The organism is Vibrio sp. Vb1026 (assembly GCF_033338745.1).
In the GTDB taxonomy this organism is placed as follows: domain Bacteria; phylum Pseudomonadota; class Gammaproteobacteria; order Enterobacterales; family Vibrionaceae; genus Vibrio; species Vibrio alginolyticus.
In genome coordinates this window covers 110,024-129,377 of sequence record NZ_JAWOTH010000003.1, presented here as the reverse complement: position 1 = coordinate 129,377, position 19,354 = coordinate 110,024, and the positions used below count along the sequence as shown (strand labels likewise).

Below are 19,354 nucleotides of genomic sequence, written 5' to 3'. Positions count from 1 at the left end.
GGCTTTAACCTTTTCCCGATTAAGGTTCCGTGCTAGCGAAAACCTTGCTCACTCGATTTTTTAATTACGCGTCAGCTTTTTCTTTCTTTGCTTTAGGTGCTGCTTTTGCTGCTTCTTGGTCTGCTTTCTTCTTGATAACAGTTGTACCTTCGAAAGTTTCGCCTTCAACAAATGCTTTACCGTAGTAAGAAGCCATCAACACATCTTTAAGTTCGCTGATTAGAGGGTAACGTGGGTTCGCACCAGTACATTGGTCATCGAACGCTTCTACCGCTAGCTCATCCAGTTTCGCTACGAAATCTGATTCAGCAACACCTGCCGCTTGGATAGACATTGGGATGTCTAGGTTCACTTTTAGTTCATCCAACCATGCTAGTAGACGTTCAATCTTCTGAGCAGTACGGTCACCTTCTTGGCTTAGGCCTAGGTGGTCAGCAACTTCAGCGTAACGACGACGTGCTTGTGGACGGTCGTATTGAGAGAACGCAGTTTGTTTAGTTGGATTGTCGTTCGCGTTGTAACGTACCACGTTAGAGATAAGTAGTGCGTTAGCTAGGCCGTGTGGCAAGTGGAACTCAGCACCCAGTTTGTGAGCCATTGAGTGACAAACACCTAGGAATGCGTTCGCAAATGCAACACCAGCGATAGTAGCTGCGTTGTGTACTTTCTCACGAGCGATTGGGTCATTTGCACCGTTCGCATAGCTTGATGGTAGGTACTCTTTTAGCATCTTAAGTGCTTGAAGAGCTTGGCCATCTGAGTATTCGTTAGCAAGAACTGATACGTAAGCTTCTAGAGCGTGAGTTACTGCATCGTAACCACCAAATGCTGTTAGAGACTTAGGCATGTTCATTACTAGGTTCGCATCAACGATTGCCATGTTTGGCGTGATTTCGTAGTCAGCTAGTGGGTATTTCGCACCAGTCTTGTCGTCAGTAACAACCGCGAATGGAGTAACTTCTGAACCAGTACCTGAAGTTGTAGTGATACATACAAGCTCAGCTTTTTTACCCATTTTAGGGAACTTGTAGATACGTTTACGGATGTCCATAAAGCGCATTGCTAGTTCTTCAAAGTGAGTTTCTGGGTGCTCGTACATTACCCACATGATTTTCGCTGCATCCATTGGTGAACCACCGCCTAGCGCTAGGATAACGTCAGGTTGGTAGCTAGCCATTTGAGCCGCACCTTTTTCTACTACAGACAGTGTTGGGTCAGCTTCAACATCGAAGAATGTTTGAACTTCCATGCCTTGAGCTTTTAGTAGGCTTACTACGTCATCTGCGTAACCGTTGTTGAATAGGAAACGGTCAGTTACTAGGAATGCACGTTTCTTACCTTCTAGATCACCCAGTGCGATTGGAAGGCTACCACGACGGAAGTAGATTGACTTAGGTAGTTTATGCCACAACATGTTTTCAGCTCGCTTCGCTACAGTTTTCTTGTTGATTAGGTGTTTAGGACCTACGTTCTCAGAGATAGAGTTACCACCCCAAGAACCACAACCTAGCGTTAGAGATGGCGCAACGTTGAAGTTGTACAAGTCACCGATACCGCCGTGAGTAGTCGGGATGTTGATTAGGATACGAGCTGTCTTCATCTTGTCACCGAAGTAACGGATACGATCAGCGTTAGTATCTTGGTTAGTGTAAAGACCAGATGTGTGGCCGATACCACCAATCTCAACCATAGTTACCGCTTGAGCAACCGCGTCTTCGAAGTTGTCAGCACGGAATAGACCTAGAGTTGGAGATAGTTTCTCGTGAGCGAATGCGTCATCGTGAGATACTTTGCCCAGACCTTCACCAACAAGAACTTTAGTGTCTGCTGGAACTTTAACGCCTGCCATTTCAGCGATTGCTGCTGCTGGCTGACCTACGATTTTCGCGTTTAGCGCGCCATCGATAAGAAGCACTTTACGAACTTTATCAGCTTCTGCTTTGCTTAGGACATAAGCTTTGTGAGAAGCAAAACGCTCTTTCACTTCGTCGTATACTTCATCAACTACGATTGCAGCTTGCTCAGAAGCACATACTACACCGTTGTCGAAAGTCTTGGACATAAGGATAGAAGCAACAGCACGTTTGATGTCTGCTGTTTCATCGATAACAACAGGAACGTTACCTGCACCTACACCGATTGCTGGCTTACCAGAAGAGTATGCTGCTTTAACCATGCCTGGACCACCAGTTGCAAGGATAAGCGCGATGTCATCGTGTTTCATTAGAGCGTTTGAAAGCTCAACAGAAGGCTGGTCGATCCAACCGATGATGTCTTTTGGTGCGCCTGCTGCTACTGCTGCATCTAGAACGAGTTTAGCTGCATCGTTAGTTGAGTTTTTCGCACGTGGATGTGGTGAGAAGATGATACCGTTACGAGTCTTCAAAGAGATTAGAGATTTGAAGATCGCTGTAGAAGTTGGGTTAGTCGTTGGTACGATACCGCAGATGATGCCTACAGGCTCAGCGATAGTCATAGTACCTAGGTTGTCATCTTCTTCTAAGATGCCACACGTTTGTTCGTCTTTGTATTTGTTGTAGATAAACTCAGAAGCGAAGTGGTTCTTGATTACTTTATCTTCAACAATACCCATACCAGATTCTTCTACCGCTTGTTGAGCTAGCGGGATACGGGCCTGGTTAGCTGCAAGCGATGCTGCACGAAAGATTTTATCTACTTGCTCTTGAGAGTAAGTAGCGAACTCTTCTTGCGCTTTCTTAACGCGAGCAACCATTGCATCTAGTTCAGCCATATTAGTTACAGGCATAGGGAATCTCCTAAAATTAACAAATATTAAAAACTTTTTACTAAGGCTATTACTTATCGTTTTTACTGTTTATCAGTCACTTAGAAAACAAACGTCTTAGTAAATTGCTTTCAGGACTGAGTATAATATTTCAGAGTGTGAAAAAAATTGACTTGGATCAGTTCTCACCACCTAAATACTACCAAAGTGGTGCCTCATCACACCAAAATGACATAAATCATTGATAAACAAATAAATTAACCTTCATTTTTTATTGAGCAAAAAAGAAGCAAATGGACAAATAAATAAAAGAAACTACAACAACCTGTAAAAAAGTTTCATTTTTGACCAACAAAATTACATGTAGGACCAATTCTTTGTGCTACTGAGAGTATATCGAACCGAATACATCTCTCTACAAACCACCTTGGTTTTTATCAAAAATGTGCGAATGTTAACGTTTATGTAAAACAGTGCAATTTATCAGCAACTTTATACGTAACATTTCCTTTCCAGATTAGATACAGTTTATTAAAGAATTAGTTTTTCTCACTTAAATGGCAGGGAATGCGTTAGTTTTTTTCATTTCTTACAACCTAACTTTTGCCTTACATTACGCCCAAATTACCCCTTCTCCTTTTCACTAATGTGAACTTTGATGAGTAAGCAACATGCAAACTTTTGAACTTGCTATCTTCTTGCAGTTTTTTCTCGGTTTGGTCGCCGCAGTAAACCCTATTGGTATTATGCCTGTGTTTGTGTCACTAACCGGGCATATGACACCAGACGAAAAGCGCAATACGGCAACAACAGCAAATGTGGCTGTTGCGATCATCCTGATCATTTCGCTTTTTGCTGGTCAGTTACTGTTAGACATGTTCAGTATTTCTCTGGATTCGTTTCGTGTCGCTGGCGGGTTGCTATTACTTAGCATCGCATTCTCGATGATGAGCGGTAAACTGGGGGAAGATAAGCAGAACAAACAAGAGAAAACGGAATACGTCAGTCGTGAACAGATTGGTGTGGTCCCTCTTGCAATGCCTTTAATGGCAGGTCCTGGTGCAATCAGTTCGACTATTGTTTATGGTGCACGCTACCCAAGCATGTTCGATACCGTGGGCATTAGTATTACGATTGGTTTGTTCTGCCTTTGTTCATGGCTATTATTCCGTTCTGCCCCATTGATCGTACGATTTTTAGGTCAAACTGGAATCAACGTCATTACTCGTATCATGGGTTTGATATTGGGCGCGCTTGGCATAGAGTTCATTGCGAATGGCTTACGCAACTTATTTCCAGGATTAGCCTGAGTCTCTATAAAATTGTATGATAGAGCGATTCAACAATGGATCGCTTTGTCATGACGACTGACTCTCTTAAACATACTCTATATGTCACCATTTTTGGTACTCATACCAAAGCTGGTAAAACGTTCGATATTGCTCTCATTATCGCGATCATAAGTTCGTTAATCGTACTGGTGTTAGATTCGATACCCTCCGTTCGGGCCGAGTGGGAAAAAGAGCTGAAGTTTATTGAATACACATTTACTGGCCTATTCACGATTGAATACCTTCTAAGGCTTTATTGCTCCCCCAAACCTGCCGCCTACGCAAAGAGTTTTTATGGTGTCGTCGATTTACTTGCGATTTTGCCCACTTATTTAGCACTCTTCTTCCCATCCGCTTCGTTTATGGGTGTGATCAGGGCGCTGCGAGTGATGCGAATATTCCGCATACTCAAGTTAGTCCGATACCTCCAAGAGTCCAATATCCTCTTACGTTCACTGCTTATGGCGCGCAGAAAGATTTTTATCTTCTTTAGTTCCGTCGCCATTATGGTAACGATTTTCGGCTCGTTGATTTTTATCATTGAAGGACCTGAAAACGGATTTACTAGCATTCCTAAAAGTATTTATTGGGCGATCGTGACCATCACAACGGTTGGGTATGGTGACTTGGTCCCCCAAACAGACCTAGGTAAAGGGCTTGCATCACTCACCATGTTACTGGGTTATTCCATTTTGGCGGTACCTACAGGTATTTTCACTGCCGAACTGCACCAAGAGATGCAATCGCACAAAGTATTGGTGAAATGCCCAAACTGCTCCCACGCAGGGCACGACTCTGACGCAATTTACTGTAAACATTGTGGTAGTGAACTGGCCGATCCAGACAAAAGAGTCGTTCGAACGGAAGACGACGCATGAAAAAAGAGCTCCCTAAGGAGCTCTTTTATTTTGTCATCAAATAAAGGATTGATGTGATTATGCTTTCTCAGACAGAATAATTCGCAGAGTACGACGCAATGGCTCCGCAGCACCCCAAAGCAGTTGGTCACCAACAGTGAAAGCATTTAGGAAATCATCACCCATTGCCATCTTACGTAGACGACCCACTGGTACAGACATTGTGCCCGTAACTTTTGCCGGCGTTAGCTCTTGAGCAGTGATGTCACGGTCGTTAGGTATCACTTTCACCCAATCGTTATGAGTGGCGATGATTTCTTCGATTTCGTCCATTGGTACATTTTGTTTAAGCTTGATAGTAAGTGCTTGAGAGTGACAACGCATCGCGCCAATACGCACACAAGTACCGTCAATTGGAACAGGTGAACTTTGAGAACCCAAAATTTTATTCGCCTCAGCGCCCGCTTTCCACTCTTCTTTACTCTGACCATTATCGCGCTTCACATCGATCCATGGGATCAACGAACCAGCTAGTGGCACACCGAATTTATCGGTAGGGAAAGAGCCGCTGCGCATTGTATCCGCAACTTTCTTATCAATATCTAGGATAGAGCTTGATGGGTTTGCAAGTTCAGAGCTCACAGAGTCATTGATAACGCCCATTTGCGAGATCAACTCACGCATATTTTGCGCACCAGCACCAGATGCGGCTTGATAAGTCATTGCGCTTGTCCACTCAACAAGGCCTTTCTCAAATAGACCACCTAGCCCCATTAGCATTAAACTAACCGTACAGTTACCACCGACAAATGTGTTCGTGCCACCGTGGATGCCTTGTTGGATTTGCTTTAAGTTCACTGGATCAAGTGTGATGATCGAATCTTCAGCCATACGTAGCGTAGAGGCCGCGTCAATCCAGTAGCCTTTCCAACCAGCCTGACGAAGTGCAGGGAAAACTTTTTCTGTGTAGCTACCACCTTGACAGGTGATTACCGCATCAAGCTGTTTTAAGCTTTCAATATCATACGCGTCTTGCAGTAAGCCTGCGTCTTTTCCTAAGTTAGGAGCAGGAATACCAACTTGAGAAGTACTGTAGAATACTGGTTCGATTAGGTCGAAGTCTTTCTCTTCAACCATACGCTGCATAAGGACTGAACCAACCATACCGCGCCAACCAACTAAACCAACTCTCATCGTATTAACTCTCCATGTATTAAAAAACCTACCCCATAGTTAATTTTTCACAGCAAAATCTCAACCCCTATTTTGTAAATAAGCGCGTTTTTTAACCTTTTCCTCTGAAAAACCGGGTTACACGAGATTTTTTAGTGTTTGGTTTGCGGTTTTAACCATTTTTCAAGTAGGGAAAGCACTTTAGCCCCCTAATTGGTCTTACCACTCAATGAGAAAATAACACATGAAGCACAATAATTTCACATTACACAACATTTAAAACCAAAAAAGTTAAAACAAACTAACAGTTAATTTCACAAGCAAACGTTTTTACCGACGAACATCAAGATAAAACACCAAATGTTCGAAATATAATTTTTGTTAATGTATGTTATGCGCGATTACAACAAGGAGCGCCTTCCTCTATTGCTCCAAGATTGACAGAGGCACATATGAAGCAAGTTACACCACGCCTACCAAGCTTGATACAGGTATTTATCTCGCTCGGTTTATTTCTCCTGCTGGCATTTTCGTTCACAGCCAAGCTAGACCTACCGATTCAGCTAGCGCTATACATCGGTTGGTTCATTGTCATGATATTGGGCATAAAGCTTGGCCACCAGTATAAAGATCTGGAAAAAGCAGCACTAAATGGCATTTCCAATGGACTTGGAGCCGTTTTAATCCTTTTGGCCGTTGGCGCGCTTGTAGGTACTTGGATCTCTGGTGGTATTGTTCCAACCATTATTTACTACGGCCTTAAAGCAATCCACCCTTCCATCTTTTTGCTCGCGACCATGATCATCTGTTCATTGACTGCGCTAGCGACTGGTACATCTTGGGGGGCGGCTGGCACGGCAGGTATTGCAATGATGGGTATCGGTCAAGGTCTTGGTGTTCCTGCGCCAATCACTGCAGGTGCCGTACTTTCAGGCTGTTACTTTGGTGACAAAATGTCGCCTCTATCGGATTCAGTAATCCTTGCTTCATCTATGTCTAACGTTGAAGTGATGGAACATATTAAAGGCATGTTGCCGATAGCACTCATTAGCTACATTATTACAGGCATTATGTTTACTGCATTTGGCTTCCACTACGCAGGTCAAGTTGACATGAGCCAGGTAGACTCTGTCATTAAAGCGATGGAACAGCAGTTCTACATCACCCCTTACTCATTTGTTCCTGTGATCATCGTATTGTCACTTCTAGCGATGCGTATGCCTTCATTCCCAGTGATCAGTTTTGGTTCTCTGCTAGGTATTATTTGGGCAGTGATGATCCAAGATGTCGATTTCCTAACCGCGTTCAACACGGCTTGGGCTCCGTTTGCAATCTCATCTGGCGTAGATTTCATTGACTCAATCCTTAACCGTGGCGGCATGTCTTCAATGCTTGGGTCGGTAGCGGTTATCGTATTCGGCCTTGGCTTTGGCGGTCTACTAGATAAAGTAGGCGTGCTAGAGACTATCGCGAAGCTGTTTGAAAAACGCGTTCAAAGTGCAGGTTCATTGGCAACAAGCACAATTGGTACGGCCTTTATGGGCAACGTATTTGGTTCAGCGATGTACGTTTCACTTATCCTGACCCCAAAAATCTGTGCGAAGAACTATGACCGTCTAGGCTACAAACGTAAGAATTTGTCTCGTAACGCAGAATTTGGCGGCACGCTAACCTCAGGTATGGTCCCTTGGAGTGACAACGGTATCTACATGGCCAGTATTTTGGGTGTTGCTACACTGTCTTATGCCCCGTTCATGTGGCTGAGTTTTGTATGTATCATCGTAACGATCTTCACTTCTTACATGGGTTGGTTTGTTGATAAGTGCGAACCAACAGCAGAAGCAGTCGAAGAAGCTGAAGGCGAATTAAAGCAGCAAACCGCTTAACTTCGCAGAGATAGGAAGAACCTACCTTCCGAATTCAATACTAAAAAAGAGCGCTTTAAAGCGCTCTTTTTTTATTTCCAAAACAAATCGTTAGCTTTGTTTGACTGACGTTTTCACGGCTGCACGCTTCCCAAACCAATAGCCCAAACCAAGCGGCGCAAAGAATATAACGGCAATGAACAGAATAAAGTAGATGATGGTACTTTTGACAAGTTCAATCAGCTTAGTCATTGCGAGATTCACAACCTCTTGCGACACTCGATCCATATCTTGAGCAAACTTCTCGCGCTCATGGGTAATGATCTGTGCGATTTCTTGGCGCTCTCTGGCAACCATCAGCTCTATAGCTTGGCGTTCTTCACCCAACTGAGATAAACGCGCCTCCGTCCTTTGATCGATATCGTCAACCAAAGGTTGTAACTCCAGCGCCATTTGTTCTGCCAAATAACGCATGTACTCTGGGTTGTTATCGATAAAATCCCTCATCGAATCAGCGGTAACTTGCAAACTATTGAGCGCCGCATTGACTTTTTCGATGCTGGCAGAGCTATTCAAGGCCAACAACTGCGCTTTCCACGTCATTATTTTTGGTGTCTGTTCTGATACCAGACTTAGACGATCAGAGACATCCCCAAGTGCTTCTGGCATCGTGCCTAGCGTTGTAACGGCTTCCTCTTCGCTAATTTGGTTTGCATCTAACCACCTACGGTAAGCCGGAGTCCTAATCATGCTTAAATCAGCGAATGGATGCTGCTTGGCGAACTCTGCAACAAACGTTTGTGTCTTGATGTATGCTTCTTTCTTCAATAAAGATTGAGCCAGTTTATCTACCTCTTTCGCTAAATAAACGGAAACTAACTTGGCCTCATCAGACGCAAAGAGCTCATTACCAGAAGCGGTAGTAAAGAACTGTTCCATTTGCAGCGTGAAAGTCCATGTATCAATCAGTGCAGCCATTGGGGACACTTGATACGCAGAAGCTTGGATGCCTTCTTCAGCATTTATCTTCCAAAGTAAAATATAAGATTGATGAACTTTATCATGAGGATCATATTGTTCGTGTAGTGCATCTGCTGCTTGCTCAACCTGAGCAAAAAACTGCTGCGCATACTCACGAGTCAAAAGACGCATATTGAGCTCTTGTTTGGTAAGAGGGACGGTTTGACTCTCGATCTTGACTTCGAGCAGGGAGCACCCTGAAAGCATCATAACCAGCCCTATCAACATCATTGAAGACATTCGGCGAACGGACATGAAAACACCTTTAACAAATTGTATAGAACAGGAATAAAGCGAACTAAGTCATATAGTTCGAGCCTTTATTACCTCAACTCTTATGACATTAAGTCAGAGCAATATCAATCTGTTAGCGCTTCTGTTATCTTTTCACTATTGAGAACATTATTAGCAAAAAGTATGGTTTGTTTTAGGACATCATCTAAACATGCCAACTTCTCTTCCGGCACTTTTTGCCCTTGTTTAATCAACAGTTCAATATCACCCGAAATACAGTGCAATGGCATTGCACCTAAACTCCCTGAGACCCCTTTAAGACTGTGTGCGGCTCTTTGCGCTTGCTCTTTATCCTCTTCTAACAGCTGATACATTTTAGTGCCATCGCCAGAGTGATCCTGAATAAAGACCTCCAGTAACATCCGCACAGCGCCCTCGTCACCAGACAGAGAATCTAACATTTTATTGATATCTATGTACGGCTCACGTTCCACTACTTCCACTTGTGATGAATTCACCTCATTACAACTTTCTTCGTTCATTTGGACGTTTTGAAAATTTTCTGACTGAGCTGAGGGAACAGCGTTAGCTCCATTTTCATCATCGCCAACTTGCTCTGACTTTTTATCATCGGTTCTGGGTAGTGGTATCGGTTGAATCGTTTTTGGGGAGAAGGCTCCCCATGAAATGAGGAAAAGGAGCAAACCACTGATTACAGACAACCAAACAATAAAAGTCATTAGCTTCTGTTCCAACTGATCATTTATCGAAGTTAACTGGTTCGGGAAATCTGGATTAAGCAGGTGATTGGATAAATAACTGCCCTGTGCCTGAGCAGATAGTGCGCTTGAGGTTTGAGCAAGCTGGCGCTGAAGAGCACTTCGCTCTTCGGGAGAGAGCGTCTCTGATTCAATAAAAAGTCGGTCTAAGTCACGGTAAGTATCGCTATTCGTTGCAGAGTCACTAAAGACAGACTCAAAAACAAGCGCACCTAAGCGATAGTACATTGCCTGAATTTGCTCAGAGTTTTCTGTTCGAGCACGGCTGCTTCGTAACTGTTCTGCTAACGAAACCAATTCACTGTCACTTCTTACAAAAGCTCGAGCACTTTCTAAAAATCGGTCGGTCGTATAAAGTAATTGAGTGATGTCTGGTGTGATTTTCCCTTCAGAAAACTCACTTTCAAGCTGTAAGCGAACTGCATAAGCCAACTGAAGTTTCAGTGAAATTTGGTCGACGTGTTTAACACGGTAAGGCAGATCGAAGTTAAAAAAGTGCCTGACTTCTTCAACTTTACTTCCTAACTCATTTACAGTCGAAATCGTTTGAATCGTTTGTTTGGCTTGCAGCCAAATGCCAAGTGCTAAAACACACCACAAAACGAACCAGAACCAAACAAACCGCCGTATTCCTTCTTTTAGCTTCAGCAACACTTGCCCCTCGCATATCTCCATTAATTACAAGCATATACTATGGATGTTTCTTATTCACATAAAAAAAGAGAGCCGTTTGCTCTCTTTATTTAACGATATGATTTTAATTGCGACTTAACTGATCTTTTAGATTTGGAGGCGTCCCTTTAATCGTTAAGGTATCCGTCTCTGGATCATAAAAAATACGCTCGCCAAGTAAGAGACTATCGAAGCTAATATTCAAACCACCACCAGCTCCAACAAATTTAGTCAGTTTGCGAACCGTCGCACGATCACCTGGGAAAGACTCTTCAAGTTCGTACCCTTGCTCTTTGGTGAAATCCATAAAGCTCGTGCCATCTTGGCTTTGAGGAAGCTCTCCGGAAAGTTCTGAGATTTGAACTTCATCACCGGATTTAATTTGCTCATTGCAGTAGTCGTAAACTTGTTTCTTGTACTCGTTCACTTCTTGCTTTTCTAGCTTCGAGTCAGCACAAAAATCATCCACCGCCTGCATCAACACTAAGTTTTGTTGTTTAGTATCTAAGCCAATATCCGCTTGCAGAAAATCTAGAAAGAAGTCCGCCACTTTACGGCCAACGCGTCCTTTAATGTATTGCAGATAACGATTGGATTCCTTGTCGGTCTCGTAGCTCGACAGGTCGATGCGTGCGGCAATATCCATTTTGGTGATATCTAAGTAATCTGTCGCACTGATGTCCAAACCTTCGGTCACTTTTAAACTTTGATTCATTGGTAAGATACCGATGAACAAGTAGTCCGTTGCTAAACTCTGATACTCAGCCAAAACCAAGATACCTTCATCCGCAAATGGGTACTTAATCAACTCTTCTTTCAAGCGATTTGCACTAATTTGTGAGAAGTCGTAAAAATCTCGCTCTCCTTTGCGCATTTCTTGAAGCCAAAATTGAAATTCGCTGTCTGACTGGAAAGCGCCAAAACCTTTACCAGCTTTAGAATGGAATACTCGGTGAAGCTCAGCGACTAAGTTTTCTGTAGATGCATCGTTCTCTAATGATGCTGGACGAAAGTTTACAACCAGCTCGTCCTGATCGTTTTTGCACAGTTGATGCAGAATAACGTTTGAAAGATGAAGACTCATAGTGATTTTATCTTGCTACAAGGTTTTAGTTGATGGGCATTGTAGGTTATCATAAGCCGCTTTTACTATCATTATTAGAGTCTTTATGCCGATTACATCTAAATATACTGACGAGCAAGTAGAAAAAATTCTTGCTGAAGTAGCAACAGTTCTTGAAAAACACGCTGCTTCTCCTGAGTTGACGCTAATGATTGCCGGAAATATCGCAACCAATGTCTTAAATCAACGTGTTGCTGCTTCACAACGCAAAGCGATTGCTGAAAAATTTGCTCAGGCGCTGATGTCTTCTTTAGAAACACCAAAAACACACTAATCACGGACAATAGAACACATACATGGTAGACAGCGGAAACTCATACGGCGAACGTGTATCTCGACTAGTTGGTTGGGGTCACTGGTTTGCATTCTTCAATATCGTTGCATCGATGTTGATAGGCACACGCTACATTGTTCAGTCTCCTTGGCCCGAGACGTTACTTGGTCAGTTTTATCTGGCGGTTTCTTGGGTTGGTCACTTTGGCTTTCTAGTTTTCGCACTTTACTTGCTTGTTCTATTCCCGTTGACGTTTATCCTGCCATCGCGGAAATTGTTCCGTTTGGTGGCAGTGATTTTCGCAACCGTTGGGCAAACCATATTATTAATTGATACCCAAGCGTATCAGTCGATCAATTTGCACTTAACTCCCGTTGTCTGGGAGTTACTATTCAGCGAAGACAAAAGTGCGCTCAGCACTGACCTACAACATTTATTTGTTGTGATGCCGCTGATCTTCCTTATTCAACTCGCACTATCCGAATGGGTATGGCGAAAACAGCGCAAACTATCTCATAAGCACGTAGGACGCCCTCTCGCGGCCGTCTTTTTCCTCAGCTTTATGACCAGCCATTTGGTTTACATTTGGGCAGATGCGTATTTTTACAACCCAATTACTAGCCAGCGTTCAAACTTCCCTTTGTCTTACCCGATGACGGCGAAGAGTTTTATGGAAAAACATGGTCTACTTGACCGTGAGGAATACCTAAAACGTTTAGCAGAAAACGAAGGCAACGTAGAGTTAGTCAACTACCCTCTTGAAAAGCTTGAGTTTAACCGCCGAGTTAATAAGCTCAATGTGTTGATGATCAGCATAAACAATTTACGAGCGGATGCGCTGAACCAAGAAGAGATGCCTAACCTCTATGAGTTTGCTGAAAACAATCAGAACTTCCGTAATCATTACAGCTCAAGTAATGATACATACGGGGCCTTTGGTTTGTTCTATGGCTTACCGACCAGTTATGCATCAAGCATCAAGGCGCAAGGTGCTTCCCCAGTATTGCTCGATGTACTGAAAGATCAGGGCTACAACTTTGGTTTATTCAGTGGCAGTGGGTTTGAAGATGATCTCTACTCAGAAATTATTTTCCGCGACTTGAACTTAGCGGAAGACCTAGATGGCACGCAAGCTCATACCGATAAACAATCTATCGCAAACTGGAATACATGGTTAGCAGAGAAAGCAAGTCAGCCATGGTTTAGTTACATCGAAGTCACCACCGTTGATAATTTTGAATCGATTCCTTCAAATAATGACGAAGAAATGCCCGCAAGTGAGCGATTCAAAAAAGCTTATGAATATGCAGTGAAGTCGGCGGATAGAACTATCGCAGGTATTATTGATGAACTAGAAACGACGGGACAACTGACAAACACCATCGTAATCATCACTTCTAATCACGGTAGTGAATTTAACGAAACCAATACGAACAGCTGGGGAGCAAACAGCAACTACAGCCGTTATCAATTACAAGTTCCGATGGTGATCCATTGGCCTGGAATGCTGGCTGGCGAATTTAATCACAGCACAAGTCACTTGGACCTCTCAGTTACACTGTTGCAAGATATGCTCGGCGTATCTTCCAACCCATATGATTACAGTAGTGGTCGCAACCTATTCGATGAAAGTCGTCGTCGCTGGATCTTGGCGGGCGATACTCGCGAGCTTGCCTTAATTACTAGCTCACAAACCACAGTGATCGATAAGTTTGGCAACTACAAGCTGTATGACAAAAACTACAAACGACTTCGAGATGATGCACCGAAGTTGCCAGTTTTGATGCAAGGTTTAACTGAGTTACAGCGTTTTTATTCTAAAAACGATTAATACTTAGCAATCCATATACTATTCAAACTCCCCCTTTTTGGGGAGTTTTTTGTTTATTTAAACAACACAAACCACAAATTTGCGCAGTAAACATCCAATCAGTTCAACTAGGGGTTTACAACATTTTCAAAGCCTTATATTATGCGCCTCAACAACGGAGAGATGGCTGAGTGGTTGAAAGCACCGGTCTTGAAAACCGGCATACGTTAATAGCGTATCTAGGGTTCAAATCCCTATCTCTCCGCCACTTTTAGAAAAAGCCCGCTAAGAAATTAGCGGGCTTTTTCGCATCTCCAAACTTAAAAAGATTTGTACAAATCGCTTATCACTTCTTGAACGCAACTAAGCACTCCGCCACACTCAGAAAGAACCCACAAAAAATTAATGCCCTTTTCGTTCGTTCCAGTGTTGAATCAATTTGATATTTACGTCTAGTTGTATCTACTCATCAACAAAGACTTCTTTAGCGGCATTGATAAGCTGCAAATGGATTGGGACGAGGTCAGCATGATTCGTTCGATATCCACCTCCAACGACAGCTGCGACAGGGATACCTCGAGATTTCACTGTTTGCATTAAAAATCTATCACGTTCTAAAATCCCTTGCGTCGACACATCAAAATATCCAAGCTCATCGTCTTGATGTATATCGACACCAGCATCGTAGATAACCAAATCAGGGCGATGAAGATTAAGTGCCATATCGACCACTTCTTTAAACGCCATTAAAAAATCCTCATCACCTGTTCCTCGCACCAAAGGCACATCGAGGTCAGACTGAGGCTTCCTCGCTGGAAAGTTTTTATCACAGTGGAAAGAAAGCGTGATGATATCTGGCTCATCGTCACATAAAGTTGCTGTTCCATCCCCATGATGAACATCACTGTCAATGATCAATACTTTATCGACATGCTCAACTTCGAGTGCTTGCCTAGCCGCGATCACTAAGTCATTAAATAAACAAAAACCACTACCAAACTCTTTGTGTGCGTGATGATACCCACCACTCAAATGAATGGCCACACCGTACTCAAGTGCCTTTTTTGCGGTCAGAGCCGTGCCCGCTGCTGAAGTTAGCGTTCTGGTAATGAGAGACTCACTCCAAGGAAAACCTATTCGGCGCATCTTCGCAGCTGGCATGTTTCCACTAACAAGCAACTCGACGTATTCCTCGTCATGAACACGTTTTACTTCCCCAACAGTTAATGCTTCGGGCTGGAAAAACTGCGTGTGCTCTTTCCAGTTATCTTTCTCCATGTGCACCAATACCGATTCATAGAGGTACTGGTATTTCATAATTGGGTAACGATGCCCCTCTGGCAACTCAAGTTGAGAATAAATCGGGTGGTAGATAAATGGCAGCATGAGAAATTCTTAATAACAATGGTAACGAAATAGTATCAACTTCAAGGGTTGAATAAAATGCAATTTAATTGATAATGATTTTCAATATCAATTAAATTTAATATACATATGAATTCTACTTTCTTTGCTATTCTCGGCGCACTGTTTGGCTCTCTTTGTGCTCTGTCCCTATTTTCATCTCTCGTTGTTGGTGCGTGGTGGTTGGTTGATTTTATTGTGCTTAGCTAACACAATGACTTTCAACTGAAATCAAAAAAACATAGGTGTTTGTATGAGTCAAACCGTCTTTATTACCGGAGCAAATCGCGGCATTGGCCTTAGCTTAACTGAGCTGTACCTGAACCAAGGCCACCAAGTACATGCTACTAGCCGCTCCTTAGAGAACAGTTCAGAACTACAAACTCTAGCCTCACAATTCAGCAATCTAGTTTTGCACGAACTGGATGTCACGCACTACGAACAAGTCGCTAAGCTTGCCGATAAACTCCCTGCCATCGACTTACTCATCAATAATGCAGGATATTACGGCCCCAAGGGATATGGCTTTGGAAATACTGACGTAGAAGCATGGCGTAAAGTCTTCGAAGTAAACACCATTGCTCCGTTAAAACTGGTTGAGTACTGTTACCCTCGCTTACAACAAGGCAAGATGAAAAAGATTGCTTGTATCTCATCAAAAGTCGGCAGTATGACCGAAAATACGTCCGGTGGCGGTTATATTTATCGCTCATCGAAAGCGGCGCTTAACTCGGTTGTGAAAAGCTTAAGTAATGATTTAACACCTGAAGGATTTACCGTTTTAGCGCTTCACCCTGGTTGGGTAAAAACGGCGATGGGCGGGCCAAATGCTTTGATAGATACGCAAACCTCCGCGCAAGGCCTAGCGAACGTGATAGAGCTGAGCACACCGCAGCTTTCAGGTCGATTTATTAACTACGATGGTACTGAGTTACCTTGGTAGCAGCATTAAGACACAACCATCACTAAACCAAATACCATCAAAGCCAGGCTTCATAATCGTGACTTGGTTGGCAAACATAATGTTCATCAGTGATCCACCAGCATAATTCACGCAATCTAACTTGAATTTATCTACATCCAATCCAGACTTAGGAAAAAGTAGAACAAATAAGGAGAAAGCACGATGGCAGCAGATAGGGATTTGGTTAATTTTAGCGAAGAGCACGAACTAAATTACTGCTTGAGAAGTGCTGGTAAACGCCAAACTCAAGCGAATCGAGATACATTAGTTGACTTGGGCAACCAGGTGAAAGAGGTACTGGACAAACGCGTGTTAACTCAAGGTGAAGTAAGAGGCGCGATCCAAAACCACGGTGACCTGTTCGAGTAATCTATTTTCAAGCATGCGCGGTGTTTAATTACACCGCGCTTGTCCTATGCCTGCTTACCTTTGGTTGCACGAGATTTAGTCGCGCCACCATTCTTTGAATAACTGCGCTTTTTACGTTTAAACGCAGGACGTTCCACCTTGGGTAAATGACGTAATGAATCAGGGATAGGGCCTGCTTTTACTTGTGCCATCAAGCTATCAATGCGTTGTTCCAGTGCTTGCATGAACGGCTGATATGCTTGATTTCTCTCTGCCATACCTTGTAACTGGTGCTCCCAATGAGCCGTCATATCAGGGTATGTTGAATCTTCTGGCAAGGCATGAATGAGACCTCTTCCCGCAGGAGAACTGAGAATTGACTTACCTTGACGCGTAAGCAGTTGGCGTTTGAACAGCGTGTCCAAAATACCAGCGCGAGTCGCTTCCGTGCCTAGCCCATCAGTGTCACGAAGGATTTTTTTCAGTTCTTTATCCGCAACATAACGGGCGATCCCGGTCATCGCTTGCAACAGCGATGCCTCGGTAAAATGCTTTGGTGGCTCGGTTTTTCGGTCTTTTATTTCCCCTTCACGACAAGTTAACACGGTGCCTTCGGGTAGCGGTGGCACGGCATCAATACCTTCATCTTCCTTGTCAGTTTTGCCCATTAGCGCTTTCCAACCCGGCGAAACTAACTGACGACCTTTCGCGACAAACGTACCACCAGCGATATCGAAAACCAATTTCGCTTCTGCGTAAACCGCCGCCGGATAGAACTGCATGAGGTACTGGCGCGCAATCAATTGATACACTTTCATCTCATTGCCGGAAAGCGCATTCACATTAGCTTGCTTCGGTGTAGGGATAATCGCATGGTGCGCATCCACTTTTTTATCGTTCCAGGCTTTGGACTTTAATGTTAAGTCTGCTCCCTGAACGGCAACTTGCAACTCTTTTGCGTTATTCGCAATAGCAGTTGTCACCATCCCTGCTTGTGAGTAGTGTTCCATTGGTAAATAGCGACAATCTGAACGCGGGTAAGTGATCAGCTTGTGCTTTTCATACAATGCCTGACAAGTATCTAGTACTTGTTGCGCACTCATACCATAGCGCTTCGCGGCATCGATCTGTAAAGCAGATAACGAATAGGGTAATGGTGCTGATTGCTTGGTTTGCTTTTGTTCCGACTCTGTCACTTTTGCGGGTTGATTTGCAATACGGTTTGCAACATTTTCCACCAACTTACGGTTTAATACTCGACCTTCTTCGTCCTGCCAAGGCTTGCATGCCTCACTTGGCTTCCAACGAGCACGAATATCAAAAGTACCATTGGCATCTTGATATGGGATCAGAGCATGTAGGGTAAAATAGTCCTTCGGGACAAAGTTTTCGATTTCTTCATCACGACGCACCACTAAGCCAAGAACTGGCGTTTGTACTCGCCCTACCGAGAGAACACCTTGATACCCTGCTTTTTGACCAAGCAAGGTATAAGCACGAGACATGTTCATACCATACAGCCAATCAGCCCGAGAGCGGGCCAATGCTGAAACTGAAAGTGGGATAAACTCGCGATTACTGCGCATAGAACTGAGAGCACGTTTAACCGCAGGTAAGTTTAAGTCGGAAATCAACAAACGCTGTGTAGATTCCTTCTTGGTTTTAGATAACTTGCAATAGTCGAGAACTTCATCAACTAACAGCTGACCCTCTCGATCTGGGTCTCCTGCATGAATGACTTCGTTAGCTTCTTTGAGCAATTTACGAATCACTGTTAATTGCTTACTTGCACTTTTCCTCGGTCTGAGCTGCCATTGCTGCGGAACAATTGGTAAATCTGCCATATTCCACTTTTTATAACGCTCATCGTAAGCGTCGGGTTCGACTTGTTCGAGTAAGTGGCCGATACACCAAGTAACGATATCCCCGTTCCCACAGCGGATGAATCCTTGATCTTTCTTTTGAGGGTTTGGCAGTGCAGCGGCAATCGCACGGCCTAAACTTGGTTTTTCAGCAATAAACAGACGAGACATAACGTTTTGGAAATAAATATAATTAGGGCCACATTATCGAATGTAGCCCTAATAAATCAAGAAAAACTGTATAAATAAACAGTCAATTTATTTAAGTTTTCAGTTATAGAAATTCAACAAACTGAGAAAGGTCACGCTCAGGAACTTTCATCGGTGTACAACCAGGCGTGCCTAAGTACAAGAAACCAACAATCTCATCGTCACCTTCTAAACCAAATGCTTGATGAACTTCTGGATGGAACATCCACTTACCTGAGCGCCAAAATCCTTGAAAGCCTTGTGCTACGGCTGCCATTTGCATCGCTTGTACAGCGCATCCCGCAGATAAGTGTTGCTCTAGTGCTGGTACTTTCTCATGTTCTGTTACTTTAGCAATCACCGTGATCACCATTGGTGCGCGAAATGGGGCATTCTTTACCTTTTCGACCACCGCTTCATCACTATTTTCAGCTTCTGCCGCTTTTACCAAGATATCTGACAGTTTTTTCAAACCATCGCCCTGTGCGATAACGAAACGCCAAGGGGTTAATCCCGCATGGTCAGGCGCACGAAGGCCAGCACGAATGATGTTCTCAAGTGCTTTACCTTCTGGTGCAGGCGCGGATAACTTCGCGATAGATCGGCGATTGAGCAAAAGATCGAGAGCGTCCATGAAAGAATCCTTATTGAATATCGTTGTTATTTTGTTTACGCCACTTTAGCACAATCTGCTCCTGCGAAT

At 43.5% G+C, this 19,354-nt stretch carries 15 protein-coding genes and 1 tRNA gene; 8 read left to right on the top strand and 8 right to left on the bottom strand.

The features are described from left to right. Positions 1-64: 64 nt before the first annotated feature. Positions 65-2,767: a bifunctional acetaldehyde-CoA/alcohol dehydrogenase gene (gene adhE, locus R7E47_RS07130; RefSeq protein WP_005380731.1), complete on the bottom strand. Its 2,703-nt coding sequence runs from the start codon at positions 2,765-2,767 to the stop codon at positions 65-67. 650 nt (positions 2,768-3,417) lie between these two features. Here adhE and R7E47_RS07125 point away from each other — a divergent pair. Then, positions 3,418-4,056 carry a YchE family NAAT transporter gene (locus R7E47_RS07125; RefSeq protein ID WP_318084002.1) on the top strand — a complete coding sequence of 213 codons (639 nt, stop codon included), beginning with the start codon at positions 3,418-3,420 and terminating at the stop codon, positions 4,054-4,056. A 35-nt stretch (positions 4,057-4,091) separates the two neighbouring features. After that, a complete protein-coding gene (locus R7E47_RS07120) occupies positions 4,092-4,955 on the top strand; it encodes an ion transporter (protein ID WP_005380728.1) in 864 nt (287 codons plus the stop codon). 57 nt (positions 4,956-5,012) lie between these two features. Here the strand turns inward: R7E47_RS07120 and asd are convergent, their stop codons facing one another. After that, positions 5,013-6,128, bottom strand: coding sequence for an aspartate-semialdehyde dehydrogenase (asd, locus tag R7E47_RS07115; RefSeq protein WP_005380727.1), 1,116 nt, complete (start codon positions 6,126-6,128; stop codon positions 5,013-5,015). A 431-nt stretch (positions 6,129-6,559) separates the two neighbouring features. Here asd and nhaC point away from each other — a divergent pair, with 431 nt between their 5' ends. Beyond that, entirely contained in the window at positions 6,560-7,993 is a 1,434-nt protein-coding gene (gene nhaC / locus R7E47_RS07110) for a Na+/H+ antiporter NhaC (protein ID WP_005380726.1), read from the top strand. Between the two features lie 90 nt (positions 7,994-8,083). Here the strand turns inward: nhaC and R7E47_RS07105 are convergent, their stop codons facing one another. The 3 genes from R7E47_RS07105 to yejK form a co-directional block, all read right to left on the bottom strand. Then, complete coding sequence (locus R7E47_RS07105) at positions 8,084-9,247, bottom strand: chemotaxis protein (protein WP_258483192.1); 1,164 nt, start codon at positions 9,245-9,247, stop codon at positions 8,084-8,086. Positions 9,248-9,351: 104 nt separating this feature from the next. Beyond that, positions 9,352-10,680, bottom strand: a complete 1,329-nt coding sequence (locus R7E47_RS07100) for an Hpt domain-containing protein (protein ID WP_080996147.1) — start codon at positions 10,678-10,680, stop codon at positions 9,352-9,354. 82 nt (positions 10,681-10,762) lie between these two features. Then, positions 10,763-11,761: a nucleoid-associated protein YejK gene (gene yejK, locus R7E47_RS07095; RefSeq protein ID WP_318084001.1), complete on the bottom strand. Its 999-nt coding sequence runs from the start codon at positions 11,759-11,761 to the stop codon at positions 10,763-10,765. An 85-nt stretch (positions 11,762-11,846) separates the two neighbouring features. Between yejK and R7E47_RS07090 the strand changes: the two genes are divergently transcribed. The 3 genes from R7E47_RS07090 (at position 11,847) to R7E47_RS07080 (ending at position 14,152) form a co-directional block, all read left to right on the top strand. Further along, positions 11,847-12,074 carry a YejL family protein gene (locus R7E47_RS07090; protein WP_005380722.1) on the top strand — a complete coding sequence of 76 codons (228 nt, stop codon included), beginning with the start codon at positions 11,847-11,849 and terminating at the stop codon, positions 12,072-12,074. Positions 12,075-12,096: 22 nt separating this feature from the next. Next, positions 12,097-13,905, top strand: a complete 1,809-nt coding sequence (locus R7E47_RS07085) for a DUF3413 domain-containing protein (protein ID WP_005380721.1) — start codon at positions 12,097-12,099, stop codon at positions 13,903-13,905. A gap of 156 nt (positions 13,906-14,061) precedes the next feature. After that, positions 14,062-14,152: transfer RNA gene (locus tag R7E47_RS07080), tRNA-Ser, on the top strand. Positions 14,153-14,346: 194 nt separating this feature from the next. Here R7E47_RS07080 and R7E47_RS07075 read toward each other — a convergent pair. Then, positions 14,347-15,270, bottom strand: a complete 924-nt coding sequence (locus R7E47_RS07075; RefSeq protein WP_258483194.1) for a histone deacetylase — start codon at positions 15,268-15,270, stop codon at positions 14,347-14,349. A 271-nt stretch (positions 15,271-15,541) separates the two neighbouring features. On the opposite strand from R7E47_RS07075, the gene R7E47_RS07070 reads away from it, so the two are divergent. Next, positions 15,542-16,231, top strand: a complete 690-nt coding sequence (locus tag R7E47_RS07070) for an SDR family oxidoreductase (protein WP_213866419.1) — start codon at positions 15,542-15,544, stop codon at positions 16,229-16,231. A 183-nt stretch (positions 16,232-16,414) separates the two neighbouring features. Beyond that, positions 16,415-16,621, top strand: a complete 207-nt coding sequence (locus tag R7E47_RS07065; RefSeq protein ID WP_005380717.1) for a hypothetical protein — start codon at positions 16,415-16,417, stop codon at positions 16,619-16,621. A 44-nt stretch (positions 16,622-16,665) separates the two neighbouring features. Here R7E47_RS07065 and R7E47_RS07060 read toward each other — a convergent pair whose 3' ends face one another. Together R7E47_RS07060 and R7E47_RS07055 are read right to left on the bottom strand one after the other, a co-directional pair. Then, a complete protein-coding gene (locus R7E47_RS07060; protein ID WP_171342838.1) occupies positions 16,666-18,633 on the bottom strand; it encodes a DNA topoisomerase III in 1,968 nt (655 codons plus the stop codon). Between the two features lie 103 nt (positions 18,634-18,736). Then, on the bottom strand, positions 18,737-19,285 hold the full coding sequence (locus tag R7E47_RS07055) for an NAD(P)H nitroreductase (RefSeq protein ID WP_005380711.1): 549 nt from the start codon (positions 19,283-19,285) through the stop codon (positions 18,737-18,739). Positions 19,286-19,354: the final 69 nt, after the last annotated feature.

Coding starts and splice junctions, on each gene's coding strand:
- adhE (WP_005380731.1), bottom strand. CDS start 2,767: ATGCCTGTAACTAATATGGCTGAACTAGATGCAATGGTTGCTCGCGTT.
- R7E47_RS07125 (WP_318084002.1), top strand. CDS start 3,418: ATGCAAACTTTTGAACTTGCTATCTTCTTGCAGTTTTTTCTCGGTTTG.
- R7E47_RS07120 (WP_005380728.1), top strand. CDS start 4,092: ATGGATCGCTTTGTCATGACGACTGACTCTCTTAAACATACTCTATAT.
- asd (WP_005380727.1), bottom strand. CDS start 6,128: ATGAGAGTTGGTTTAGTTGGTTGGCGCGGTATGGTTGGTTCAGTCCTT.
- nhaC (WP_005380726.1), top strand. CDS start 6,560: ATGAAGCAAGTTACACCACGCCTACCAAGCTTGATACAGGTATTTATC.
- R7E47_RS07105 (WP_258483192.1), bottom strand. CDS start 9,247: ATGTCCGTTCGCCGAATGTCTTCAATGATGTTGATAGGGCTGGTTATG.
- R7E47_RS07100 (WP_080996147.1), bottom strand. CDS start 10,680: ATGGAGATATGCGAGGGGCAAGTGTTGCTGAAGCTAAAAGAAGGAATA.
- yejK (WP_318084001.1), bottom strand. CDS start 11,761: ATGAGTCTTCATCTTTCAAACGTTATTCTGCATCAACTGTGCAAAAAC.
- R7E47_RS07090 (WP_005380722.1), top strand. CDS start 11,847: ATGCCGATTACATCTAAATATACTGACGAGCAAGTAGAAAAAATTCTT.
- R7E47_RS07085 (WP_005380721.1), top strand. CDS start 12,097: ATGGTAGACAGCGGAAACTCATACGGCGAACGTGTATCTCGACTAGTT.
- R7E47_RS07075 (WP_258483194.1), bottom strand. CDS start 15,270: ATGCTGCCATTTATCTACCACCCGATTTATTCTCAACTTGAGTTGCCA.
- R7E47_RS07070 (WP_213866419.1), top strand. CDS start 15,542: ATGAGTCAAACCGTCTTTATTACCGGAGCAAATCGCGGCATTGGCCTT.
- R7E47_RS07065 (WP_005380717.1), top strand. CDS start 16,415: ATGGCAGCAGATAGGGATTTGGTTAATTTTAGCGAAGAGCACGAACTA.
- R7E47_RS07060 (WP_171342838.1), bottom strand. CDS start 18,633: ATGTCTCGTCTGTTTATTGCTGAAAAACCAAGTTTAGGCCGTGCGATT.
- R7E47_RS07055 (WP_005380711.1), bottom strand. CDS start 19,285: ATGGACGCTCTCGATCTTTTGCTCAATCGCCGATCTATCGCGAAGTTA.